The sequence below is a fragment of the Kribbella alba genome (genome assembly GCF_039529635.1).
Taxonomy (GTDB): Bacteria; Actinomycetota; Actinomycetes; order Propionibacteriales; family Kribbellaceae; genus Kribbella; species Kribbella alba.
The window spans coordinates 115,562-138,674 of the sequence record NZ_BAAANE010000008.1; the positions used below are offsets into that span (position 1 = coordinate 115,562).

Consider the following 23,113-nt stretch of genomic DNA (forward strand, 5'->3'; position numbering starts at 1 on the left):
AACCTATGCCAAACCCAGGTCGGCCGGAAAGCCCGGTCAAGGAGATCAGGCCAAGTTCTGAAGAAGGTGTGCCTCGGCCAGGCATACCTTGGTGAACTCCTCCAGGTGCAGGCCCTCGTCGATGCCGTGCGCCCGGGTGTCCGGATCCTCCACGCCGGTCACCAGTACCGCGGCCTGCGGGAACGCCTCCTGGAACTCCGCGATGAACGGGATCGAGCCGCCCATCCCCATGTCGACAGGCTCAACACCCCACGCAGTGGCGAAGGCAGAACGGGCCGCGTCGTAGGCGGCTCCGCGAGCATTGATAGTGCACGGTTGGCCCAGATCTCCTTCCGTGACAGTGACTTGGGCACCCCACGGGGCGTTCTGCTCGAGGTGGTTGCGCAGGGCCTCCATCGCCTTGACAGCGTCGTCACCCGGCGCGACCCGCAGGCTGACCTTCGCTCGCGCGACCGGCACCAGCGTGTTGCTGGCGTCTGCGACCCGCGGCGCGTCGATGGCCAGTACTGCGATCGCTGGGCGCGTCCACAACCGGTCGACCAGCGAGCCGGAGCCGATCAGCCGAACCGAGTCCAGCACGCTCGACTCAGCCCGGAACCGCTCTTCGGGGTAGTCCAGGTCAGCGGCACGGGTGGCGACCAGGCCGTCGACCGCGACGTCTCCGTTGTCGGTGTGCAACGTGGCCAGCAACCGGCACAACGCCGACAACGCGTCCGGTGCGGCACCTCCGAACAGCCCGGAGTGGACCGCGTGCTCCAGCGTCCGCACCTCGACATGGCAGTCGACCAGACCCCGCAGCGAGACGGTCAACGCCGGCCGGCCGATCGCCCAGTTGCCCGAGTCGGCGATGACGATCGCGTCGGCGCTGAGCTCGTCGGAGTACTCGTCCAGCAGCGCCAGCAAGGTCGGCGAGCCGATCTCCTCCTCGCCCTCGACGAACACCGTCACGCCCACCGGCAGGTCGTTGCCGAAGGCCCGTACAGCGGCCAGGTGGGCCGCGATGCCGGCCTTGTCGTCCGCGGCGCCGCGGGCGTAGAGCCGCCCCTCCCGCTCGGTCGGCTCGAACGGCTCCGAGGTCCACTCGTCGACCGACCCGGTCGGCTGCACGTCGTGGTGCGCGTAGAGCAGCACGGTCGGCTTGCCCTCGGGTGCCGGCTTCTTCGCGATCACGGCCGGGGCACCTTCGCCGGCCCGAACGATCTGCACCGAGAAACCCTCGGCCTCGAACAGCGCGGCGGTGGCTTCGGCGGAACGCTGGACGTCGGCCGCGCGGGCCGGGTCAGCACTGACCGACGGGATCCTGATCAGGTCCTCGAGATCGGCACGGACGGAGGGCAGAACGCGGTCGATAGCCGCTGACAGGTCGGTCATAGGCCCTACGGTACGGCGGCCTGGCTAGCTGTACTTCACCGACTGGAGCACATCGTTGAGCTCCGCCGAGTCGCTGCTGCGCACCTGGATCTGAAGCGTCTGGGTGCTGGAGATCTTCAGATAGCGCTCGACAACTCGCGGATTGCTGCCACAGGAGTACTCGAAGGTGACAGCGTCCTTGCCGCCGATCTGGGCGGGGTTGGCTGGAGCAGCCGAGCAACCGGCGGGTGGGGTCGAGGTCGAGGGCAGGTTCGGCGTGCCCAAAACTCCGAGGAAGACCCCCGGCACCGCGCCGTCGGTCCGCCAACTGCCCGTATTCGTACTGACCAGAAGCGCCTGGTTCGCCTGGGTCGACTTCTCCGTCCACTGCCGGGGCACCTGGACGGACAGATTGCCTGCGGTGACTGTGACAGGCCTGCTCATGACCAGCTTGTAGCCGCCGTAGCCACCACCAGCAGCCAGTACTACGGCCGCTAACGCGGCGACCACCATGGCCCGGCCCGATCTCCGTCGCGCAGTGGGCTCCGTGGCGGCCACCGTCGGGCGGTTCGCGTCCGACAGTTCGGTCGCCTGGTCGATCGCGCCGGGTGGTGTCGGTACAGGGAGTTCCTCAGCGGGCACCAGGCCAGCCGGGATCTTGCCGGTGGTGTGCGCTTCGTTCAGGGCGTCGAGGAAGCTGTCCAGGTCGGGCCAGCGTTTGTCCCGATCCGGTTCGAGCGCACGGCGTACCACCGCGTCGATCGCGTCCGGGATGTCTTCGCGCAGCGTGCTCATCGAAGGCGGCGGGGCGTCGATCCGCATCACCGCGCCCAAGCTGACCACGCCGTGCGGGGGTTGCCCGGTGAAAGCCGCATAGGTGACAGCGCCGAGGGAGTAGAGGTCCGCCCGCTGGTCGAGCCGTTCGCCCATCACCTGCTCGGGCGCGACATACGCAGGAGTGCCGCCAGGCAGGGTCAGCTGCGACACGGTCTCCAGCGACTTGCCCAGACCGAGGTCACCCAGCATCGCGCGGTCACCGGCCGGATCCGTGCGAAAGAGCACATTCGCCGGCTTCACGTCGCGGTGCAGAACGCCCCGTGCATGGAGCTGCTTGAGCCCACTACCGATCTGCGTGATCACGTCCACGACATCGGCGATCTCCAACGGGCCGGCCTTGATCCGATCCGCGAGCGAGCCGCCATCGGCGTACGTGAGCACCATGTACGGTCGGCCGTCCTCAGCCTCGCCGACGTCGTGCACGCCGACGACATGCGGCGAGTCGACCCGGCGGAGGAAGCGGCCCTCCGCCAGGAACCGGCTGCGGACATCCTCCTCGTCGACCCAGTTGTCGGACAGGATCTTGACCGCGACCTCCGCGTCCAACTGCTCGTCGCGGGCGAGCCAGACGGTCGCGAACCCACCGGCACCCACCCGGCGGACCAGGGAGTACCGGCCGATCCGCGGTGGCTGGTCCATCCCCGCATTATGCTCGATCCTTCCTGCGACCGTGTCGCCCAAGGGTCGCCCAAGGGTCGCCCGAGGGTCGCTGGAGCGAACAAAACGCCCGGTCCCGGCGTCTCCCTCAAGGCGATCGTCCGCTGTGCCATCACCTCCGGAACCTGCGAACTCGCCATCCCGCCGGCCAGCACCGATCTAGTCTTCGGGACCTGGCGATGAACGACGACGAGAGCCCTCGTCCCGAAGTTGAAACGCAGTTAGGAGCCTGGTGATGAAGCAGAGGAACGGCCGGCTGATCGTCGTGGTCGCGGTCGTCGGGGTGCTCGCCGTGGTGGCCGGCGGAGTGGTCGCGTCCCAACGGGGACCTCGGTCCGGGAGCAACTCGGCGGCCCCGCTGGCCGGCCAGCCCCCCAGCACCACCCCGGTCGCGGTCACACCGACGAAGGCTCCGTCGAGCACGCCGACTCCTACCGCCACACCGTCGAGCGCTCCCGTCAAGGTCACGCTGAACCTGAGCAAACTCCCCAGGGGCCGCGATCCGCAGGTGCCCTATCTGGTCGGCCGCGAGGTCCGCGGCGGCGCCGGCGACGCCAGGAAGATCCCCGGCACGGAACAGATCCAGCAGATCGCGCGCCGCGGTAACGATGTCCTGGCCGTCGTCTCCAAGGGCACGGGCACCGAGCTCCTGCAGCTTGGTTACCCTGGCGCCGCAACAGTGCGCACGCCGGACGTCACCACCCTGGTGACCACGGACGATGCAACCCTCGCGTCGTACGGCGCGGTTCGCACCGGATCAGGCGGCGAAGCGCTCAGGGGCGGCATCGTGTACGCCGACGCCCCGTCGGGGGACCTGCGCAAGCTCCAGGTGCCCAATGGCTGGGATCTTCAGGTGCTCGCCTACACGGACGGAAAGGTCTACTACCGCTCCGGCGACGACCAAGCCGGCAGCAGCTGGAAACTGTACGAGTGGTCGCCGGACACGTCCAAGGTCACCGAGATCAAGACGGTCGCTTCCCCGACCGGCTTGTCCCGCAACGGTGAGATCGCCGCGTCGTTGAGCGTCCCCGGCCAGAACGGGACCTGCTCAGCCGTCACCGAGATCGCCACCGGCAAGCGGCTGTGGCGGACCTGCGAGAACCAGCTGGAGGGCTTCACCCCGGACGGCGCCACCGCGATCGGCGCCCCCGCCTACCTCGACGGCTACTCGAACGGGACCGTGTCGGCGCTGGACGCGAAGACCGGCAAGCTGATCCGGGAGTGGAAGGGCTCGTTCCGCCAGACCGTCGCCGAGGACGACCAGCACCTCCTCATCCTCGCGGATGGCGGACCCGAGACGAAGGCCTCCATCATCCGCTGCGACATCACCACCGGTGGCTGCGAGCTGGCGACTCCCCTGGCCCTCGGCGAACTGAAGATCGGCAGCTGACCACGGCGGACCAGCGGCCGGCCCCGGTTTCGATCCGAGCTGGAAGATACTCCCGATCTGCTGGTAGCAGAGACAGAAGCAACTCAAGGGCTGTGGCGATAAGACTGGGTTCATGAGTGTTGTGGTGTTGGCCGATGTGCATGGGGTGTTGCCGGCGTTGGAGGCTGTGCTGGCGGAGCCCGATGTGGTGGAGGCGGAGGCGATCGTGCTGGCCGGGGATATCGCGAGTGGGCCTCAGCCGGTAGAGACGCTGGATCTCCTGCAGTCTCTGGGCGAACGGGTCGTCTGGGTGCGTGGCAACGCTGATCGCGAGCTGGTGGCGATGGCTCGTGGGGTGAGCACCGAGCCGCCGCCTGATGAGGTCAGTCCGTGGGCCGCGTCCCAGCTGCGGCCTGCTCAGGTGGAGCTGCTGGACAGCCTGCCGACCACCGTGACTCTGGAGGTCGAGGGGCTCGGCCCGGTCCTTTTCTGCCACGCCACTCCTCGCGATGACGAGGAGATGGTGCTCGTCGACAGTCCGGTCTCCCGGTGGGCGGCTGTGCTCCACGGCGTACCGGAGGAGGTCAGAACGATCGTGTGTGGGCACACGCACATGCCGTTCGCCCGGCAGGTCGACCGCAGACTCGTGGTCAATGCCGGCAGCGTTGGCATGCCGTACGGCGCACCCGGCGCGAGCTGGGCTCTCCTGGGCCGCGGCGGTGTCCAGCTCAGGCGCACCTACTTCGACACAGCCCGGGCCGCCGACGACCTCGGCAAGCAATCCACCTACCCCTATGTCGAGGCGTGGGCCGACGAGTACCTGCGCACCAACTACTCCGACACCGAGGCCCTGGAGGCCTTCAGGCCGCGCTCGGAGGTCTGACCGGCTACCGTCGGGGCATGTTCGGGCGGCGACGGAAGCACTTCGGGACTCCGGCTGACAAGGCGACGTATGCGACCCTGCACACCGCCTCGCTCGCCACGCCGAGCCTGCGCGAAGGGCTGACCCCGGCAGCGGCGGGCAAGGCCAGCAAGCACCTCCGGGACCTGCTTGGTACGGCAGCCATCGCCATCTGCGACTCGTCCGGCGTGCTCGCCTGGGACGGTGTAGGCGGTCCGTACGAGTCCAACCACCGCGTGGACGCCAAGGCCATCGCGGCCAACACACTCCGCACCGGGCGCACCCATGTCCTCGGCCCGCACGACGTGGCCTGCGGCGATCCACAATGCCCGATCCGTACTGCGGTAGTGGCTCCGATCGTCACGGAAGAACGTGTAGTAGCCGTCCTGGTCGCATACAGCCCTCGCTCGTCGGCAGCGCTCGTCCGTGCCACGGAGGAGGTGGCCCGCTGGGTTTCCGGCCAGGTGGAACTGGCGGAGCTCAACAAGGAACGCACCCGGGCGATGGAGGCCGAGCTGCGCGCACTCCGGGCCCAGATCAGCCCGCACTTCATCTACAACGCGCTCGCGGCGATCGCGTCGTTCGTCCGGACCGACCCGGAGCGGGCGCGGGAGCTGCTGCTCGAGTTCGCGGACTTCTCCCGCTACGCGCTGCGAAGAGGCGGCGAGTTCACCACGCTCTCCGACGAGCTCCGCAACGTGGAGAGATACCTGGTCCTCGAGCAGGCCCGGTTCGGCGAGCGGCTGATGGTCTCCCTGCTGATCGCTCCGGAGGTGCTGGCGGTGGCGATCCCCTTCCTGGTGGTTCAGCCGCTCGTGGAGAACGCGGTACGGCATGGTCTCGAAGGCACCACGGGGGCGGGACGGATCACCATCCGCGCACTGGACCGCGGCTCCGAGGCGGAGATCAGCGTCGAGGACGACGGCGCCGGCAGCGACCCCGAGGTGATCCGCGCGGCCCTGGCCGGCCAGGCGACCGGGGACTCGATCGGACTCGGCAACGTGGACGCCAGGCTGCGCCAGGTCTACGGCGACGCCTACGGGCTCGTGGTGGAGACAGCGCTCGACGCCGGCACGAAGGTGAGCTTCCGCGTGCCCAAATACTCCTCAGGAGTGCATGCATCGGCCTAATGTGTGGGCCATGACCGACTCTGCTCCGCTGCGTGCTCTCGTCGCTGACGACGAGGAGCCTGCCCTGGCCGAGCTGGTCTACCTGTTGTCGCGGGATGAACGGATCGGCGAGATCCGGACCGCCTCGAACGGGCCCGACGCGCTCAAGATCCTGCAGGCGGCCGACCTCGACGTGGTGTTCTGCGACATCAAGATGCCCGGCCTCGACGGCATCGACCTGGCCCGGGTGCTGTCCAAGTTCGCCAGCCGCCCGCAGATCGTCTTCGTCACCGCGTACGACGAGCACGCGGTCGCCGCCTTCGACCTGGACGCCACCGACTACGTGATGAAACCGGTCCGGGCCGAACGGCTGGCCGAAGCCGTACGCCGGGTCGTCAGCGCGGGGGCACCCTCAGCGCTCACCCCGCAGGACGACTCGGACGACGAGGTCATCCCGGTCGAGCTCGCCGGAGTCACCCGGTTCGTCCATCGCTCGACCGTCCGGTACGTCGAGGCGCAGGGTGACTATGCCCGGCTCCACACCGGCCAGAACTCGCACCTCGTCCGGGTGCCGCTCAGCACCCTGGAGGAACGCTGGCACGACGCGGGCTTCACCAGGATCCACCGCAGCACCCTGGTCGCCCTCGCGCACGTCGACGAGATGCGCGTGGACGGCGGTCGGTGTGCTGTCCGGGTCGGTGACGACTGGCTGCCGGTCAGCCGCCGGCACACCCGCGAACTGCGCGACCTCCTGGTCCGCTCAACCTCGCTCCGGGGATGAGCCGGTCCCGATGAGCCGCCTGCCGACGAGGCGCCTGCCGAGAAGCCGGCACCCATGAGACAGCACCGATGAGCACGCAGGCGGAAGGGCCGCGCCGGGTCAGGGTGACGAGCCCGCGAACCAGCGCCGCTCGTCGGCCGACCGCGCCGGCAGGCACCCGGGAGATCGACGAGCAGACCCGGCTGGGCGAGGTCTACATGCACTCGCTGGTCCAGTCGCAGCTCCGCCTCGCGTTGGCCGTGGTCGCCTGCGCCGCCGTTGTCCTTGGCAGCCTGCCGCTCCTGTTCACGTTGGTCCCCGCCACCCGCACGCTGTCGCTCTTCGGCTTGCCGCTGCCCTGGCTACTCCTCGGCATCGCGGTCTACCCGGTTGTCTACGTCGCCGCCCGGATCTACGTCCGCAAGGCGGAGCGGATCGAGGCCGAGTTCACCGAGTTCGTCGGGCGGAAATAGATGTCCCCGACAATGAGTCTGACCGCGATCGGGCTGGTGATCGCGGCGACCATCGGGATCGGCCTGTTCGGGTTGCGGATCTCTCGCACCACCAGTGACTTCTACGTCGCCAGCCGGGCGGTGACGCCGCGCTGGAACGCCTCGGCGATCAGCGGCGAATACTTGTCGGCGGCATCTTTCCTGGGGGTGGCCGGGCTGGTGCTGGTGAACGGCGCCGACATGCTCTGGTTCTCGGTCGGCTACACCGTCGGCTATCTGATGCTGCTGGTCCTGATCGCCGCCCCCCTGCGCAGGTCCGGCGCGTACACCCTGCCTGACTTCGCCGAGACCCGGTTCGAGTCCGCGGTGGTCCGGCGGATCTGCTCCGGACTCGTCGTGGGAATCGGCACGCTCTATCTGCTGCCGCAGTTGCGCGGCGCCGGGCTGACGTTCCACACGGTGACCGGTGCTCCCCCGGCCGTCGGGGCAGCCGTCGTCGCGGTGATCGTGGTGATCAACGTTGCCGCCGGCGGGATGCGCTCGATCACCTTCGTGCAGGCGTTCCAGTACTGGCTCAAACTCACGGCGCTGGCCACGCCGATCTTCGTCATCCTGATCTCCTGGCGCTCGATGGACCACCCACTCGGCGTCCTCGACGCGCTGCGGGGAGCCGGCTCCGAGTGGGCCGAGCCGTTGTCTCAGGCCGGCGGCCGGGCGCACCCGCTCTACGCGACCTATTCGTTGCTCCTGGCCCTTTGTTTCGGGACGATGGGCCTGCCGCACGTGCTGGTCCGGTTCTACACGAACCCGGACGGACGAGCCGCCCGTCGCACGACCGTCGTAGTACTGGCGCTGCTCGGGGCGTTCTACCTGTTCCCACCGCTCTACGCCGTACTGGGACGTTCCTTCGCGCCGGACTTGATCGGGCACAACGCGGACACGGTGGTCCTCGAGCTACCTGGCCGGATTTTCCCTGGTACAGCAGGGGATTTGCTCGGTGCACTGGTCGCGGCTGGAGCGTTCGCGGCGTTCCTGTCGACCTCGTCCGGGTTGACCGTCGCGATCGCCGGCGTGATCGACCAGGACCTGCTGCGGAATCGGCTGCACCGGCTGACCGGCGGGGACTACCTGGCCGTCAACAGCTTCCGCATCGCGGCTCTGCTGGCAATCGCGGTGCCATATCTGGCGTTCAACCTGACCGGCTCCCTCAGCCTCGCCGACACAGTCGGACTCGCCTTCGCGGTGGCGGCGTCGACCTTCTGTCCTCTGCTGGTACTGGGGATCTGGTGGCGCAGGATGTCCACGGTCGGCGCCGCGGCCGGGCTCTTGGTGGGAGGCGTCGCCGCGATCACCGCAGTACTGGTGAACGTGATCGGTCCGCCCGCGGGCGGCTGGCCGAAGGCGCTGTTCGGACAACCCGCCGCCTGGACGATGCCGCTCGCCTTCATCACCGTGATCGTGGTGTCGAGGCTGACGCCGCACAAGATCCCCCGGGGCACCGCCCGCAGCATGGTCCGCCTGCACACCCCCGAGGCCGTCGACGTCGATCGAGGCTTCACCCCGGGCTGACCGCTCGTCGTACCGTTCCTACCGCTTGTCGCAGCGGGTGGATCCGCCGGTCGAAGGGTGGGCGCCGCTGGGCGCTCGGTTCGCGTTGGTGGTGTTTGAGCGGGAGCGAGCTGGATCACAGTACGACCAGCAAACCCTGCTTCACCCCTGCGCGCCGGACTCGGCCCGGCCCGATCCCGTCTGGAGGTCCCGCGATGAGCGAAACGCGACGCGCGGACGGCGATCCGGAACTGATGACGTATCGAGATGTCCAGCTGTCCCCGGACTTCTCCGAGCTGCGTCGCCGGTTCCGGCGCTTCGTGTTCCCGATGACCGGCCTGTTCCTGGCCTGGTACTTCCTCTACGTGCTGCTCGCCGACTACGCGAGCGGCTTCATGTCCCATCGGGTCGTGGGCAACATCAACGTCGCCCTGCTGATGGGGCTCGGCCAGTTCGTCTCCACCTTCGCGATCACGATGATCTACGTCCACTGGGCCGACAAGGAGATCGACCCGGCCGCGGAGAAGCTGCGCAAGCTGATCGAAGGTGAGGACAAGTGAGCGCACCCCTGATGTTGCCGCTGGCAACAGACATCGGCAACCCGACCGTCAACATCGCGATCTTCGCGCTGTTCGTCGTGGCCACCCTGGCGATCGTGATCCGGGCCTCGCGCAACAACCGCACAGCGGCCGACTACTACGCCGGCGGCCGTTCGTTCACCGGGCCGCAGAACGGCATCGCGATCGCGGGCGACTACCTGTCCGCTGCGTCGTTCCTGGGCATCGCCGGCGCGATCGCGGTGAACGGGTACGACGGGTTCCTCTACTCGATCGGCTTCCTCGTCGCCTGGCTGGTGGCGTTGCTGCTGGTCGCCGAGCTGATCCGCAACACCGGCCGCTTCACGATGGCCGACGTCCTGTCCTTCCGGCTCAAGGAGCGGCCGGTCCGGATGGCGGCGGCCATCTCCACGCTCGTGGTCAGCTTCTTCTACCTGCTGGCGCAGATGGCGGGTGCCGGTGGTCTGGTCGCGCTCCTGCTCGGCATCTCGAACCGCGCCGGGCAGAACGTCGTGATCGCCGTCGTCGGTCTGCTGATGATCACCTACGTGCTCGTGGGCGGCATGAAGGGCACCACCTGGGTGCAGATCGTCAAGGCGGTCATGCTGGTGATCGGCGCGGGCATCATGACCCTGTGGGTGCTCGCGAAGTACACCTTCAACCTCTCCTCGCTGCTCGGCGCGGCAGTGGACAAGAGCCCCGCGGCCGGCGAGAAGCTGCTCAACCCGGGACTGCAGTACGGCGCAACGGGGGTCAGCAAGCTCGACTTCATCTCGCTCGCCCTGGCTCTGGTGCTGGGGACAGCCGGTTTGCCGCACGTGCTGATGCGCTTCTACACCGTGCCGTCGTCGAAGGAAGCCAGGCGCAGCGTCAGCTGGGCGATCTGGATCATCGGCATCTTCTACCTGTTCACCCTGGTGCTCGGATACGGCGCCGCCGCGCTGGTCGGCCCGGACGCCATCAAGGCCGCACCGGGCAAGGCCAACTCGGCCGCACCGTTGCTGGCGTTCGAACTGGGTGGCGAGCTCCTGCTCGGGGTGATCTCCGCGGTCGCCTTCGCCACCATCCTGGCTGTCGTCGCGGGGCTGACGATTACCGCGAGTACGTCGTTCGCGCATGACGTCTACGGCCAGGTGATCAAGAAGGGTCAGATCAGCGGGATCGGAGAGGTCAGGGTGGCCCGGATCACCGCCGTGGTGATCGGTGCGGTCGCGATCGTGGGCGGCATCTTCGCCAACGGTCAGAACATCGCCTTCCTGGTGGCGCTCGCGTTCGCGGTCGCGGCCAGTGCGAACCTGCCGACGATCCTCTACTCGCTGTTCTGGCGGCGCTTCAACACCCGTGGCGCGCTCTGGAGCATCTACGGCGGCCTGGCGTCCGCGATCATCCTGATCGCGTTCTCCCCGGTCGTGTCCGGCAAGGTCGACGCCAAGACGCACGCCAGTCTGTCGATGATCACGGACACCAGCATCGACTTCCACTGGTTCCCGCTGGACAACCCGGGCATCGTCTCGATCCCGCTCGCCTTCTTCCTCGGCTGGCTGGGCACGGTCACCAGCAAGGAAGGCACCAACGTCGAGAAGTTCGCCGAGATGGAGGTCCGCTCCCTCACCGGCGCCGGCGCGGAGAAGGCCACCCAGCACTGACCCCCCAAGACCTGTCAGGCAGGCCCTGCGACTCCCTGCGAACCTGTCTGACAGCACCACCCCTGGCTACGGGCCCAGCTCCTTCGAGCTGGGCCCGTCGCTATGGTCGTTTGAGTGCCGGCCAGAGTTCGAGGAAGTCTCGGTAGGACTTGTCGCCGCGGTACTCCTCCGCAGCGTGGAGGCGGCCGAAGGTGAAGGCGTTGCCCCCGGAGAGGTGGACCTCGACGGCGAGCTGGCGGAGGAGCTCGCGGGCTATCACGCTGTCCTGGTGTTCCCCCAGAACCTCCTGGACCTCTTCCGCCCGGGCAGCGAGGTCGGTCGCGGTCGAGCCGAGGACCGGTTCGGCCGACTCCGCGGCGTACCGGAGGCGTTTGGAGGCTTTGCGGATGTCGTGCAGTGCGTGATCCCGCTCGGTCGCGTCCTCGGCCTGGTCGGCCCGGCGGACCGCTTTGCGCGTCCGCTTCCAGTCGTGCTGGAGGAGCTCGGGGAGCTGCTTGGCGGCCTTGCGTCCGGAGTCCACCAGGGGTGGGTTCGCGAGCAGTTCGTCGAGCGCGTCCAGCAGGCGGAAGTACCGCTCGCTCTCCAACGCGGCGAGCGCCTGGACCCGGGCAGCCTTGTAGACCCCGCGCAGATGATCGTCGATGGCACCGGCGACCCGGCCCATCACCAGTTCGGTCGGCTGCTCGGCGACCGCGGTCAGGAAATGCTCGCGCATCACTTCGGCGTCGCGGGCGCGCCCGAGCTCGCCGGCGAACCACTTCAGCTCCGCACGGAGCTGGTCACCGACCTCACGATCAACCACCGGTCGATAGCTGGCGAGTGCCGACCGCAGCCGCCGGGTCGCCACCCGCATCTTGTGGATCGAGTCGGGCAGGTCCCGGCGAACCTCCGGGTCGCGCAAGTGGATCGCCTCGACCTGCGCCCCGGCGTACGCACGGAACAGGTCGGCGGTGACCGGCTTCTTCGGCAGCTCCCAAACCTCCGGCGAAGGGACCCGATCGCCGAGCGCCCGCGCCAGCTTGCTCGGCCCCGAGGCAGGCGAGGCTCCGGCCGCACGCAGCAACGGTTCGGCAGCCTCCAGCAGTACCTCCGAGCCGTTGACGAGCTCGACCTCCCACTCCCGCCAGCTCTGAGGCTCAGCGCCTTCGATGGAGGCAGTCACCGAGTCATCGCTCACCTCGGCGAGAACTTCGCCGTCGGCATCCAGCAGCCGGTGCACGATGCGGTGGGTTCTCAGGGTCACCACCGGCGCCAGCTGGTTGCCGCGAACATGCACGCGGACCACCCGCACCACCTGGATCGGGACCTTGCCGACCACCCGGCCCAGCGGGTGGTGGATCTCCAGCCGCTCGCCCGACGAGACCGGCAGCTTCACGTGCCAGCCGTCGTCGTCGCCGCCGGTCCGTCGGCGCAGTGTCACCTTTTTGGCGGCCAGGTCGAGGCCCTCGGTATCGAAGTACACCGCCTCGAGGTTCTGCTCGACGGGTTGCGCCACACTCTCGACCCCGGGCAGCTCGTGCAGCGCGGGCAGGATCGCGTGCTCGTCGACGTCGTACTTGGTCTCGATCTCCACCTGTTCGGTCGACATCTGTCTTGTCTACCATCCAGCGGCAATCCGCCCCACCCGCTGCGCGTCAAGATTCGCCGCCCGGCGGGCGACGGCCTTGAAGAACGTGTGGTGGAAGGTGCCACCGGGCACTACTCGGCGAGCTGGTCAGTCAGCGGGTGTAGGGCGGCGACATCGCCAGAGCGAAGGCGACCATGTCGTCCGGATCTGCATGGCCGGCCGGAAGCGGGACCAGGTCGATGATCTTGTCCGTCCCGACCCGCAGGATCCCTCGGCCGGTCGCGGTGTCGACGTACCCCTCGTCGCCCAACGGGACCGACATCGACGTCGGCGCCTTGCGGACCGGCGCGATCACCTTCTCCGCGTCGGGCACCCGCCGGACGGTGGTGTAGAGCACGCTGGTCGAGGTGATCCAACCGCAGACGAGGTCGCCCGTCGCGGTCTCGCTGTCCCGCCGCACCATCGCCGGCGCTCCCATCACCTTCGCCGCGGCCGACGACCCCCGTTCGCACTGTTCGCGGGTGATCAGCTGTGGCGCCTCCGGCAACCCGGGCGCCTGCCGAACCGCCTCCTGGCCGAGTACGACGTACTTCGCGAGCGTTGCGGGTGGTCCGCTGACCTCGACCATCCGGCCGTTGAACAGGAACACCACGAACCGGCTGGTCCCGAATCCACCCTGGCCGATGGTCACCGGCTTCGACGGTTCCGCCTTCGTCGCGGCGTACGCCTTCTGCGCGGCGGCGAGATCCGCCTTGGTCGCGAGCTGCACCGAGATCCCGAGCTTCAGCACAGGACCACTCGGGCTCGTGCTCAGCCCGAGCTGGCACACGTCGTACGTGGGCAGGCCGAAGTCCGCGGGCAAGCCCTCCGGCTGGATCTGCACGGCCGGCACGCCAAGTGTGGTCTGCACCAACGACTGGTTCATCCGCACGCACAGTGTGTCCGCCACCTTGGATGTCGCAGGTCCGCTCGGAGTCGCTGATGGGGTCTCCGAAGGCGTTTCGGTGGGGGTGGTGCTGACGGACACCAACGGTGGCACATTCGGCGCCTTCTCGCCGCCAGGACCACTGCAGCCTGCGACAGCGAATGCGGCTGAGGCCAGTGCGCCTAGAACCGCGACGGCCGAACGGACACGCATGGTTACTCCCTAGCGACGGAGCCTTCGACTGTAGACGGTCCTCGACCCAGGCGGCGTTGCAGCCCGCGTCAGTCCTCTACTGCTGAGGTGGCGCGAACCAGCGTTCGACCAGGTTGAGCCGCGCGCTCAGCATGACTCGCCCATTCACACCGTGTCGGCGTACCTCTGGTCCTCGTGACGGGCCCGGGCGGCTTCGATGTCGGGGACGTGTTGTTCGGCCCAGAGTCGTACGGCGCGGAGCGGGACGAGGAGGGAGCGTCCCAGTGGTGTCAGGGCGTATTCGACATGTGGCGGGTTTTCGGCGTACTCGTGCCGGCTGATCAGGCCGTCGACTTCACACGGTCCAGCGGGCGCCGATGCGGTGGAGCACGGTTCGGCTCGGACAGGTCGCCGCCATCACGTTGTACGCCTTGCCCATGGGTGCTCCCAGTTCCGTTGAAGATACCGGTATCAAATCCATACCGTGCGATCCGATCCTACGAGAGGCGGCCGAGATCGACGCGACCGCGGTGCGAATCGATCTGCAGGACGAGACGACGATGGCCGCCGCGGCCGCACGGCTCACGGATGGGATCGACCACATCGTGACGACCGGTTCGGCGCCGCCGCTGGAACGCTGGTCGGACGGTACGGCGAGTCCGACGACGTCGTCGACACGGTGATGTGGCTACTCCGCGCGGGCTTCATCTCCGGCGAGACAGTCCACCTCGAGGGCGGCGCCCGCCACAAACCAATCTGCCAAGTAATCGCGAATTGACGACTCAGGACACTAGGAGACCATGTGCGGAAGGTGGTCCGGGTGGTGCTCCCAGCGCAGGCGGCTCGAGCCGAAACCCGCGGCGTGTACGCCGTCGTGGCCCACCGGCCTCCGGCAGTAGTAGTGCGGCGAATAGAGATCGCGGCAAGAGTCCTGGTATGTCGTGTAGGCGAACTCGAGGTCCAGCCGGCTGTCAGTGCTCATGGAAGTCGCTCTCGTGACGGTTTACCCCTCATCCGCAGTATGACCAAGAGTCGTTACCAGCACATTTCGGCTCGACAGGGCGAGGGGAGCAAGGCTGAAACCTTGCTCCCTCGCGTTGGGAGTTACTTGATCATTCCGTGCGGGTCGAGCACGTACTTGCGAGCCGCGCCCTTGTCGAAGTCGGCGTATCCCTGTGGTGCCTGGTCCAGCGGGATGACCGTGGCGTTCACGTTCTTCGCGATCTGGGTCCGGTCGTGCAGAATCGCCTGCATCAACTGGCGGTTGTAGCGCATCACCGGGCACTGACCGGTCGTGAACGACAGCGACTTCGCCCAGCCGAGGCCGAGCCGGATCGACAGCGAACCGGTTTTCGCGGCGTCGTCACTCGCGCCGGGATCTCCGGTGACGTAGAGCCCCGGGATGCCGACCGCGCCGCCCGCCCGGGTGACGTCCATGACGGTGTTGAGCACGGTTGCGGGCCGCTCGGAATCGGCGTCGGAGCCGTGGCCGTGCGCCTCGAACCCGACCGCGTCGACGGCAGCATCGACCTCCGGCTCACCGAGGATCTGTTCGACCTGGTCCCTCGGCTCGCCCTGGGAGACATCGACCGTCTCGCAGCCGAAGCTGCGGGCCTGTTCGAGCCGCTCCTTCTGGAGATCGGCCACGATGACAACTGCCGCGCCGAGCAGGAACGCCGATGTCGCCGCGGCCAGGCCGACGGGTCCCGCCCCTGCGATGTAAACGGTGGAACCGGTCCCCACACCGGCGGTCACGCAGCCGTGGTACCCGGTGGGGAAGATGTCCGACAGCATCGTGAGGTCGCGGATCTTCGCGAGCGCCTGGTCCTTGTCGGGGAAGACCAGCAGGTTCCAGTCGGCGTACGGCACCATCGCGTACTCCGCCTGACCGCCGACCCAGCCGCCCATGTCGACGTAGCCGTACGCCGATCCGGGCCGGTCGGGATTCACGTTCAGGCAGACACCGGTCTTGCCTGCCTTGCAGTTGATGCATCTCCCACAGGCGATGTTGAACGGTACCGACACCAGGTCGCCGACCTTGATGAACTCGACGTCCCGGCCGACCTCCACCACCTCACCGGTGATCTCGTGGCCCAGGGCCAGGCCCGCGGGCGCCGTAGTACGGCCGCGAACCATGTGCTGGTCGCTGCCGCAGATGTTGCTGGCGACGACCTTGAGGATCGCTCCGTGCTGCACCTGACGACCCACGTTGGCAGGGTTCACCCCCGGACCGTCCTTGAGCTCCAGGCTCGGGTAGTCGATCGACTCGACCGCCACGTCGCCTGGTCCTTTGTAAATCACTGCCCTGTTGCCTGGCACGATCAGTGCTCCTCTCGCGAACCTCCGTCGCTGAACGCCGTCTGGGCCGCGATCGCCTTGTGGACAAGGCGAAGCGGTCGTCGCCTGCCCCCGTTTGACCGAACGCCGTCAAGCCTCTGCGTGGACTACGCGAGGCCGGCGCCGATCAAGGGAATTGTTTACGACGCTAGTCCCGGCCCCCGGACCAGTCAACGGGATGTCGGCTGTGGATCAGCCGGCGGTGCGGAGTTCCCGTTCGCGGATCGCGTGCTCGTCGGTGCGGGAGTCGTACCGCCAGAACTCGCTCAGCCAGACGGCGGTGCCGATCACGCCCGCGACGCAGAGGATGCCGCCGCTGACGATCGACGTACGGACGGAGGTGAGGTCCGCGACCAGACCCGAGCGTGCCTGGCCGCCGAGCGGGCCGAGGGAGTAGCCGAGCATCTCGATCCCCGCCAACCGGCCGCGCATCTCGTCGGGGATCGTCTGGTTCCAGATCACCGATCGGAACAGCACGGAAACCATGTCGGCGCCACCCGCCACTGCGAAGAACGCGATCGCGAGCCAGATGTTCGGCGCCAGCCCCGCGAGGCCGACCGACGCGCCCCAGCTGAGAGTGGCGATCACGACCGCCCGGCCCTGGTGATGGACCCGCTTCGCCCATCCGCTGGTCAGGCTGGCGATCATCGCGCCGATCGCCTCCGCGCTGTAGAGGAGACCGAGCAGTTTCGGCTCCTTCAGTACCTCGGTGGCGAAGGCGGGGAACAGCACGATCGGCATCGCCAGGAACATGCCGACCATGTCGACCAGGTAGGTGGCAAGCAGATCCTTGCGGCGGTACGCGTACTTGATCCCGTCGGCGATCCCGCGCAGGCTCGGCGGCGTACTGTGCTCCCTCGCCTTGTACGAGCCCAGTCGCGTGTAGAGGGCAGTGGCGACCACCAGGCCGGTGAGTTCGACGGCGAAGGCCCACGTCACACCTGCGGTCCCCACCAGTACGCCGCCCAGCGCGGGCCCGGCCAGCTGGCCGATCTGCATCGTCAGGGAGCTCAGCGCGACCGCGGCTGCCATCTCGCCGTGCTTGACCACCCGCGGGAACAACGCCTCCCGGCTCGGCCGCTGCAACGACGTGGCGATCGCGTTCAGGGCGCCGCAGACGTAGATGAGCCAGATCTGCGGTCTGTCCAGCAGCGTGTTCCCGAGCAACAGGGCGCAGATGAGGGCCTGCGCGATGCCCGTGGCGATCAGCATCTTCCGGCGATCCACGTGGTCGGCCAGCGCCCCGCCGTACAGACCGAAGACGACCAGCGGCGCGATCGTCACCAGTCCCATCGCGCCGACCGCGAAGTTCGAGCCGGTCAGCTGGTAGAGCTGGAACGGCAGCGCGACGTACCCGACCATGCCGCCGAGGAAGAACACCGAGCCCGAGACCACCAGGATGCGGAAGTCACGGGAACCGCGCCACGGAGTCAGATCGACGCGCAGCCGGGCAAGCCTGACGCGGAAACTAGATGCCACCGGCACATAGTGACATCCCCGTCCACGCAGGACGAACCTGTTTTACCTAGCGGGCAAGCAGGGGCAGGAGCGGACTCAGGTCCGTGCGTTCGCCGCTGGCCCGGACCTTGCCGGTGGCGCGGGCCTCTGCCCAGCTGGTCCGGCCGAGGGCGAGGTCGATCCAGCTCTCGGCCGGCAACTCGACCACTGCCCCCGGCGTGCCCCGGGTGTGGCGCGGCCCCTCGATACATTGCACCGCGCCATACGGTGGCACCCGTACTTCGACCGCGTGCCCAGGCGCCTTGGCAACCAGAAGATTCAGCAAGTGTTTGGTCAGAATTTTCAGGTCGGCCCGCTCCGCCTCACCCGCGTCGTATCGCCGCAACGCCTGGTCGAGGGCCTCGTCCATCTCCACGACGGGCCAGCGTACGCCGCGTTTCGGCGTAGGCCCCTTCGTACCCGATAATCAAGACGAGGCGACGGAGAGGCGAGGTCGGGATGCTCACGCCCAGGCACCAGGCACTGCTGGCGACAGTGGCGGGAATGACCGTCGGGGTCGCCGTCTTCGGCACGGTTCTGGCGATCAATCGAGGCCCAGGTTCCGACAGCTCGACCGCAGTGGTCACGCCACCGTCCACCTCGACGACGCCCGCGCCGACCGACGGGCTGCAGGCGAACTCATTGCAGTTCGTGGCGCAGACCTTCGGCACCGCCAAGGCGCCGGTGACCGCCGATGTGCCCGTCGGCTGGAAGAGCACCCAGAACGGGACCAGGCCGCGGTTCGCCGATCCGACAGGTGTCTGGCAGCTCCGCTTCGACAGCCGCGGCAGCAAGCAGTCCCCGGACGAACAGGTCACCGCCCGGGCCGCGAGCATCGAGGAGCAGGACCTCAAGGTGATCAGCCGCGCTGACGGCACCCTGGTCTACACCTACCGCGACCAGGTCCGCGGTCCGCGGATGGGCCTGTCCCGCTGGATCCCCGCTGACGGCGGCAAGCGCTCGGCCATCGAGATCACCGTCGGCGGCCGTCCCCAGGACGAGGCCGGCCTCCGAGCCGTCCTCGACCAGGCCACCCAGAGCCTCCAGTTGCCCCAGGTGGACAACGGCGACCAGCGGCCGAACTAGTGGATCACGCGGGGCACTAGCTCAACACTTGAGGTCGGTGGCGGGCGCGGTGCCCTTCAGCAGGTAGGTCTCCACCGCGTTGTCGACGCATTGGTTGCCCTCGTTGTAGCCGGTGTGGCCGTCCCCGTCGCGAGTGATCAGCACCCCGCTGTCCAACTGCCCGGCCAGCCCGACGGCCCACGCGTACGGCGTGGCCGGGTCGCGGGTGGTGCCGACCACGACGATCGGCTTCGCTCCCGGCGCCTTGATCGGGTGCGGCTTGTCCTCCGGCTTCACCGGCCAGTTCGCGCAGGCGATCGAGCCCCAGAGCAGGAACGACCCGAACCGCGGCGAGGCGGCCTTGAACTTCGCTTCCTCGGCCTTTGCCTGGGCCACCGATCCGAGGTCGGGGCGGTCCACGCAGTTCACCGCATAGATCACTTCGTTCGCGTTGTTGCTGTAGCCGGTCGGCGTGCGGTCGGTGTACTCGTCGGCCAGCGCGAGCAGCCGGGCTCCCTTGCCCTCGAGCCCGTCCACCACCGCGTCCTCGAGCCGCGGCCAGAAGTCCTTCAGATAAAGCGGGTAGATGACGCCCAGCACGACCAGCGCCTGGGTCACCTCGCGTTTGCCATCACCGGGGAGCGGGTGCGCATCGCTGTCGTTGATCAGCTTGTCGACCTTCGCCAGCACCTCGGCCTTGGTGCTGCCCAGCCGGCAATTCCGCTGGGCGCAGTCCTCGGCGAAGGCTTCCAGGGCGGTGTCGAACCCCTTGGCCTGGGCCAGGTTGTTCTGCTCGGCGGTCTGGGAAGGATCCACGGCCCCGTCGAGCACGAGCCTGCCGACGTTCTTCGGGAACAGCTCCGCGTATGTCGCGCCCAGGAAGGTGCCGTAGGACATCCCCAGGTAGTACAGCTCCGAGTCGCCGACGATGCCACGCAGTACGTCGATGTCGCGGGCGGCGTCCTTGGTCGAGATGTGCGGCAGCAACTCGCCCGAGCGCTGCTCGCAGCCGTCGGCCAGGATCTTCGCCTCGTTGTTCAGGTCGGTGATCTCGGCATCGTCATCGGGGCTGCCATCGGCGGCGATGAACTTGTCCAACTGCTCGGTGTCGAGGCATTTCACCGGCGTCGAGTCCGCCACCCCGCGCGGATCCCAACCGATCACGTCGAACTTGCGCAGCAACGACGCGCCCAGCACGAAGCCGGCCGAGGATGCGAACTGCTGACCGGAGGCGCCCGGGCCGCCCGGATTGATGAAGAGCGTGCCGATCTTGCCGGTGCGATCGCGGGCCGGCACCTTGCGGGCCCGCAGCTCGATGGTCTTGCCGGTCGGGTCGGAGTAGTCAAGCGGCACAGTGATCGTGGCGCACTGCTGTCCTGAGCCGCAGCGCGTCCAGTTGGGCTCCTGCTGGTAGAACTTCTCCAGCCCGGCCGGGATCGGGCCCGCCGGCCCCTTGGTCGTACCGCCGCCACCGGGCTGCGCCACCCCGCCGGAGCCGCCGGCATCCTGGGCCCTGCCGGCCACACCACAGCCGCTCGCCAGTACCGCCCATACCGTCAGACCTGTCAGGAATGCCGTCGTCCTGCGCGTCATCACTGCGAGCTGTCTCCCGTGTCGTCCGGTCCGCCGCCTGCAGACTCCTGATGGCCTTCCGCACTGCCATGGCTCAACCGCCGGCGCCTCCGAGGCTTCCGCCCGCGCCGGTCCGTCTCCTCCTGCGGCTGATCAACCTGCTCAGCTTGCTGCGGTTGCTCAGCTGGTTGCGGTTGCCGAGGAGGCTGGCTGAGCTCGACGGGCAAGGGGGCGTCGGGTGTGGTCGTGCTGGAGGCCTCGTACTGCTGGCGCGGGGAGCACACATCCGCGCGGCTGCAAGCACAGCGTCGGCCGGAGGCGGCCAGCCGGACCACGACGGTGTCACTGGGAACGTTGTGCCCGACGACCACGCCGTCCCCCGCCGGCGTCTCGACCGCAGTACCGGTGGCCGGTGCCTTGGCGTTGAACTCCTGGTAGAGCGGGTGCTCGTACTTCAGGCAGCACATCAGCCGGCCGCAGGCGCCGGAGATCTTGAGCGGGTTGAGCGGCAGGTCCTGGTCCTTGGCCATCCGGACGCTGACCGGCTCGAAGTCCTTCAGGAAGGTGGCGCAGCACAGGTCGCGACCACAGGGTCCGATGCCGCCCTGCAGGCGCGCCTCGTCGCGGGCACCGACCTGGCGCAGCTCGATCCGGGCCCGCAGGCCGCGGGCAAGATCCCGCACCAGCTCGCGGAAGTCCACCCGGTGCGGCGCGGAGAAGTACACGATGACCAGCTGGTCGACGTCGGCCCGGCGGTCCACGAAGTCGATGCCGACCACCTTCATCGGCAGGCCGTGCTCCCGGATCAGCCGCTTCGCGATCAGCCGCGCGTCGGCGCGACGCTGCCGGTTCTGCTCGTCCCGGTCCAGATCCGTGGCGGTCGCGATGCCCTCACACAGCGGTAGCCCACCGATCTCTTCCGTGACGAACTGCGGCGCCCAGACACACTCGGCCACCTCCGGACCGTCGTCTGTCGGGACCAGCACTTTGTCCCCGACCCGCGGTCGATGCGAGCCGGGGTCCAGGTAGTACAGCCGTCCGTAGCGCTCGAACGACACCGCCATCACCATGCCCACGCGGCCAGACTACGTGCCGACTAGCGTTTGGTCCCTTTGACGCTGCCGTCGAGGTCGTCGCCGTCGGGCCCGTAGGCGGCACACAGGACCGTTCGGTCGCCGCTGGACCAGGCCGAGAGGTCCGGGGTCCAGACCGCGGTGTCGAGCTCGGACTTGTCGGCGGCGATGCCCACATAAGGCAGGAACGCCTTCTCGCACGCCGCTCGCGACACGGCCTCGATGTTCTGCTCCCCGGGCCAGGCCCGGGTCGTGAGCGTCACGACGGCGAACAGCTCGCCCTGGTGCGGCTCGAGGCACGGCTGGCGGACGACCTTTTCCTCGGCTGCCCCGTCATCGAAGCACTCGCCGACACTCAACTCGTCGACGTACGTCGTGGGCCCCGAGTAGCTGGGTGTGGACGTGGGACCCGGTGAGCCGTAGCTGTCGTCCGCGGTGCTCAGGCCGATAGCGAACAGGGCGAGCATCCCACCCCAGAAGAGCACAACCAGGCAGCCCGAGACGATACCGACCACGGCCTGGACGATGCCCTTCTCGTTTCGGCGCTTGATCTGCACCAGCGCGGCGATCCCCAGCCCGATCGCGACCGGCGCGGCGATCCCGAAGAGAACGCTGGCGATCCCTGTCGCCAGTGCGGCGATCGCCAGGCCGTTCGTCGTGTTCGGCTGCGTGCCCGCATATCCGTAGCCATATCCGAACGCCGGAGGCGGCGGCCCATACGCGGGTGGATAATGACCAGGCGGATGGTAGCCAGCCGGATAGGCGGCAGGCGGATAGGCGGCAGGCGGCGGCTGCTGAGGTTGCTGCGGCTGAGGTTGCTGCGGAGGCGGCTCTACGCGCCCATAGGTCGGGAAGTTCCTGGGCGTGTCCTGCGGCCGGTTCGGGTCCGGCGGATACGGCGGATAGCTCAAGTCGCTCCCCCTAGCGCTGTGTGCCGCGCATGGAGCCTGACAACTGCTTGCCCGGCTGCCCGACCATGCACAGTACGTTGCCATCAGCAACAGCACGATCTTCCAGCACCACGTAATACATGTCCAGCTCACTTTGCTCGTACGACTTGCCGACGAACTGCCGGAAGGCCGTCGCGCACTCCTGGGTCGCGACCGCGCCCTTCTCCTCGGTGGACAGGCCGGTCAGAGCCGCCTTCACCTTTGCGTAGGCCTCACCGGCGTGCTCTGCGGTGCAGTCGGCGATCCGCACCAGCCGCAGCGTCTCAGCTTCGAGGTCCGCGTCGAAACACTGGCTGACATGCACCTGCGTTATCGAGGTGGAGCGACCGATGCCCGCCTGCCGCTCGCCGTGCAGGCCGAGTGCCGCGGCGACGGCGATCGCGATCAGCCAGCAGCCACTGACGACCAGCGCTGCCTCCGCAAGCCTCCGCCCGCGGGTGCCGGACCGTCGGATCCGGGCGAGCGCGATCAGCGACAGCACCACGGCCACCGGCGCCAGCCCGGGCAGGCTGAAAGCGAAGCCCGCGACGGCATAACGATCCAGCCGACGTTGATCCGGGGTCGGCACGCCCTCCAGCCAGGATTCCGCCGGCGGAAGCGGCGTCCGCGCAGGCTGGATCGGAACGGGCGGTTGGGTCATGCATTTCCTTGAGGATGAGCACCATGGAGGAGGGGGCACGGAGGCTGGTTGGTCCAGCCACCCAGACATCGGCGGGACACTGCTCTTTGTTACAACGCGTCCAGGGCGC

General features: G+C 68.3%; 23 protein-coding genes. 10 read left to right on the top strand and 13 right to left on the bottom strand.

Annotated elements, in window-relative coordinates; genetic code table 11:
* Positions 1–45: 45 nt before the first annotated feature.
* Positions 46–1,371: a dipeptidase gene (locus ABD210_RS23890; protein WP_344114307.1), complete on the bottom strand. Its 1,326-nt coding sequence runs from the start codon at positions 1,369–1,371 to the stop codon at positions 46–48.
* Positions 1,372–1,395: 24 nt separating this feature from the next.
* A complete protein-coding gene (locus tag ABD210_RS23895; RefSeq protein WP_344114308.1) occupies positions 1,396–2,826 on the bottom strand; it encodes a serine/threonine-protein kinase in 1,431 nt (476 codons plus the stop codon).
* 253 nt (positions 2,827–3,079) lie between these two features.
* On the opposite strand from ABD210_RS23895, the gene ABD210_RS23900 reads away from it, so the two are divergent.
* The 8 genes from ABD210_RS23900 to ABD210_RS23935 all read left to right on the top strand — a co-directional run bounded on the left by ABD210_RS23900 (position 3,080) and on the right by ABD210_RS23935 (position 11,186).
* A complete protein-coding gene (locus tag ABD210_RS23900; RefSeq protein WP_344114309.1) occupies positions 3,080–4,234 on the top strand; it encodes a PQQ-binding-like beta-propeller repeat protein in 1,155 nt (384 codons plus the stop codon).
* A 112-nt stretch (positions 4,235–4,346) separates the two neighbouring features.
* Positions 4,347–5,096 carry a metallophosphoesterase family protein gene (locus ABD210_RS23905; RefSeq protein ID WP_344114311.1) on the top strand — a complete coding sequence of 250 codons (750 nt, stop codon included), beginning with the start codon at positions 4,347–4,349 and terminating at the stop codon, positions 5,094–5,096.
* A 17-nt stretch (positions 5,097–5,113) separates the two neighbouring features.
* Positions 5,114–6,244 carry a histidine kinase gene (locus ABD210_RS23910; protein WP_344114313.1) on the top strand — a complete coding sequence of 377 codons (1,131 nt, stop codon included), beginning with the start codon at positions 5,114–5,116 and terminating at the stop codon, positions 6,242–6,244.
* A gap of 10 nt (positions 6,245–6,254) precedes the next feature.
* Complete coding sequence (locus tag ABD210_RS23915; protein ID WP_344114315.1) at positions 6,255–7,004, top strand: LytR/AlgR family response regulator transcription factor; 750 nt, start codon at positions 6,255–6,257, stop codon at positions 7,002–7,004.
* Positions 7,005–7,072: 68 nt separating this feature from the next.
* Positions 7,073–7,456, top strand: a complete 384-nt coding sequence (locus ABD210_RS23920; RefSeq protein ID WP_344114317.1) for a hypothetical protein — start codon at positions 7,073–7,075, stop codon at positions 7,454–7,456.
* Positions 7,457–7,468: 12 nt separating this feature from the next.
* Positions 7,469–9,004 (top strand): sodium/solute symporter, encoded by a 1,536-nt coding sequence (locus ABD210_RS23925; RefSeq protein ID WP_344114319.1) that lies wholly within the window; start codon positions 7,469–7,471, stop codon positions 9,002–9,004.
* A gap of 194 nt (positions 9,005–9,198) precedes the next feature.
* A complete protein-coding gene (locus ABD210_RS23930) occupies positions 9,199–9,543 on the top strand; it encodes a DUF485 domain-containing protein (RefSeq protein WP_344114321.1) in 345 nt (114 codons plus the stop codon).
* On the top strand, positions 9,540–11,186 hold the full coding sequence (locus ABD210_RS23935) for a solute symporter family protein (RefSeq protein WP_425552721.1): 1,647 nt from the start codon (positions 9,540–9,542) through the stop codon (positions 11,184–11,186). The genes ABD210_RS23930 and ABD210_RS23935 overlap by 4 nt, the downstream gene beginning before the upstream one ends.
* Positions 11,187–11,286: 100 nt before the next feature.
* Here ABD210_RS23935 and ABD210_RS23940 read toward each other — a convergent pair whose 3' ends face one another.
* The 3 genes from ABD210_RS23940 to ABD210_RS23950 form a co-directional block, all read right to left on the bottom strand.
* Entirely contained in the window at positions 11,287–12,774 is a 1,488-nt protein-coding gene (locus ABD210_RS23940; protein WP_344114323.1) for a CYTH and CHAD domain-containing protein, read from the bottom strand.
* Between the two features lie 130 nt (positions 12,775–12,904).
* On the bottom strand, positions 12,905–13,678 hold the full coding sequence (locus ABD210_RS23945) for a hypothetical protein (RefSeq protein WP_344114325.1): 774 nt from the start codon (positions 13,676–13,678) through the stop codon (positions 12,905–12,907).
* 357 nt (positions 13,679–14,035) lie between these two features.
* Positions 14,036–14,215 (bottom strand): winged helix-turn-helix transcriptional regulator, encoded by a 180-nt coding sequence (locus tag ABD210_RS23950; protein ID WP_344114483.1) that lies wholly within the window; start codon positions 14,213–14,215, stop codon positions 14,036–14,038.
* Positions 14,216–14,400: 185 nt separating this feature from the next.
* Here ABD210_RS23950 and ABD210_RS23955 point away from each other — a divergent pair, with 185 nt between their 5' ends.
* Positions 14,401–14,553: a hypothetical protein gene (locus ABD210_RS23955; RefSeq protein ID WP_344114326.1), complete on the top strand. Its 153-nt coding sequence runs from the start codon at positions 14,401–14,403 to the stop codon at positions 14,551–14,553.
* A gap of 107 nt (positions 14,554–14,660) precedes the next feature.
* Here ABD210_RS23955 and ABD210_RS23960 read toward each other — a convergent pair whose 3' ends face one another.
* The 4 genes from ABD210_RS23960 to ABD210_RS23975 form a co-directional block, all read right to left on the bottom strand.
* Positions 14,661–14,852 (bottom strand): hypothetical protein, encoded by a 192-nt coding sequence (locus tag ABD210_RS23960; protein ID WP_344114327.1) that lies wholly within the window; start codon positions 14,850–14,852, stop codon positions 14,661–14,663.
* Positions 14,853–14,974: 122 nt separating this feature from the next.
* A complete protein-coding gene (fdhA, locus tag ABD210_RS23965; RefSeq protein ID WP_344114328.1) occupies positions 14,975–16,189 on the bottom strand; it encodes a formaldehyde dehydrogenase, glutathione-independent in 1,215 nt (404 codons plus the stop codon).
* 210 nt (positions 16,190–16,399) lie between these two features.
* Positions 16,400–17,686, bottom strand: a complete 1,287-nt coding sequence (locus tag ABD210_RS23970) for an MFS transporter (protein WP_344114329.1) — start codon at positions 17,684–17,686, stop codon at positions 16,400–16,402.
* 46 nt (positions 17,687–17,732) lie between these two features.
* A complete protein-coding gene (locus ABD210_RS23975; protein WP_344114484.1) occupies positions 17,733–18,074 on the bottom strand; it encodes a sterol carrier family protein in 342 nt (113 codons plus the stop codon).
* 89 nt (positions 18,075–18,163) lie between these two features.
* Between ABD210_RS23975 and ABD210_RS23980 the strand changes: the two genes are divergently transcribed.
* Positions 18,164–18,790, top strand: coding sequence for a hypothetical protein (locus ABD210_RS23980; protein ID WP_344114330.1), 627 nt, complete (start codon positions 18,164–18,166; stop codon positions 18,788–18,790).
* 21 nt (positions 18,791–18,811) lie between these two features.
* Here ABD210_RS23980 and ABD210_RS23985 read toward each other — a convergent pair whose 3' ends face one another.
* The 4 genes from ABD210_RS23985 to ABD210_RS24000 are packed head-to-tail and all read right to left on the bottom strand — an operon-like array spanning position 18,812 to position 23,004.
* Complete coding sequence (locus tag ABD210_RS23985) at positions 18,812–20,362, bottom strand: alpha/beta hydrolase (RefSeq protein WP_344114331.1); 1,551 nt, start codon at positions 20,360–20,362, stop codon at positions 18,812–18,814.
* Positions 20,362–21,411 (bottom strand): PSP1 domain-containing protein, encoded by a 1,050-nt coding sequence (locus ABD210_RS23990; protein ID WP_344114485.1) that lies wholly within the window; start codon positions 21,409–21,411, stop codon positions 20,362–20,364. Before ABD210_RS23990 ends, ABD210_RS23985 begins: the two co-directional genes overlap by 1 nt.
* A 26-nt stretch (positions 21,412–21,437) precedes the next feature.
* On the bottom strand, positions 21,438–22,325 hold the full coding sequence (locus ABD210_RS23995) for a DUF4190 domain-containing protein (protein ID WP_344114332.1): 888 nt from the start codon (positions 22,323–22,325) through the stop codon (positions 21,438–21,440).
* A 10-nt stretch (positions 22,326–22,335) separates the two neighbouring features.
* Positions 22,336–23,004, bottom strand: a complete 669-nt coding sequence (locus ABD210_RS24000) for a DUF4190 domain-containing protein (protein WP_344114333.1) — start codon at positions 23,002–23,004, stop codon at positions 22,336–22,338.
* Positions 23,005–23,113: the final 109 nt, after the last annotated feature.

What these genes read in the sequence shown, in the direction of transcription:
- ABD210_RS23930 (WP_344114321.1), top strand. Translation starts at nt 9,199, where the DNA reads ATGAGCGAAACGCGACGCGCGGACGGCGATCCGGAACTGATGACGTAT.
- ABD210_RS23940 (WP_344114323.1), bottom strand. Translation starts at nt 12,774, where the DNA reads ATGTCGACCGAACAGGTGGAGATCGAGACCAAGTACGACGTCGACGAG.
- ABD210_RS23905 (WP_344114311.1), top strand. Translation starts at nt 4,347, where the DNA reads ATGAGTGTTGTGGTGTTGGCCGATGTGCATGGGGTGTTGCCGGCGTTG.
- ABD210_RS24000 (WP_344114333.1), bottom strand. Translation starts at nt 23,004, where the DNA reads ATGACCCAACCGCCCGTTCCGATCCAGCCTGCGCGGACGCCGCTTCCG.
- ABD210_RS23945 (WP_344114325.1), bottom strand. Translation starts at nt 13,678, where the DNA reads ATGAACCAGTCGTTGGTGCAGACCACACTTGGCGTGCCGGCCGTGCAG.
- ABD210_RS23920 (WP_344114317.1), top strand. Translation starts at nt 7,073, where the DNA reads ATGAGCACGCAGGCGGAAGGGCCGCGCCGGGTCAGGGTGACGAGCCCG.
- ABD210_RS23895 (WP_344114308.1), bottom strand. Translation starts at nt 2,826, where the DNA reads ATGGACCAGCCACCGCGGATCGGCCGGTACTCCCTGGTCCGCCGGGTG.
- ABD210_RS23900 (WP_344114309.1), top strand. Translation starts at nt 3,080, where the DNA reads ATGAAGCAGAGGAACGGCCGGCTGATCGTCGTGGTCGCGGTCGTCGGG.
- ABD210_RS23990 (WP_344114485.1), bottom strand. Translation starts at nt 21,411, where the DNA reads ATGGTGATGGCGGTGTCGTTCGAGCGCTACGGACGGCTGTACTACCTG.
- ABD210_RS23890 (WP_344114307.1), bottom strand. Translation starts at nt 1,371, where the DNA reads ATGACCGACCTGTCAGCGGCTATCGACCGCGTTCTGCCCTCCGTCCGT.
- ABD210_RS23980 (WP_344114330.1), top strand. Translation starts at nt 18,164, where the DNA reads ATGCTCACGCCCAGGCACCAGGCACTGCTGGCGACAGTGGCGGGAATG.
- ABD210_RS23985 (WP_344114331.1), bottom strand. Translation starts at nt 20,362, where the DNA reads ATGACGCGCAGGACGACGGCATTCCTGACAGGTCTGACGGTATGGGCG.
- ABD210_RS23910 (WP_344114313.1), top strand. Translation starts at nt 5,114, where the DNA reads ATGTTCGGGCGGCGACGGAAGCACTTCGGGACTCCGGCTGACAAGGCG.
- ABD210_RS23915 (WP_344114315.1), top strand. Translation starts at nt 6,255, where the DNA reads ATGACCGACTCTGCTCCGCTGCGTGCTCTCGTCGCTGACGACGAGGAG.
- ABD210_RS23960 (WP_344114327.1), bottom strand. Translation starts at nt 14,852, where the DNA reads ATGAGCACTGACAGCCGGCTGGACCTCGAGTTCGCCTACACGACATAC.
- ABD210_RS23925 (WP_344114319.1), top strand. Translation starts at nt 7,469, where the DNA reads ATGAGTCTGACCGCGATCGGGCTGGTGATCGCGGCGACCATCGGGATC.
- ABD210_RS23975 (WP_344114484.1), bottom strand. Translation starts at nt 18,074, where the DNA reads ATGGACGAGGCCCTCGACCAGGCGTTGCGGCGATACGACGCGGGTGAG.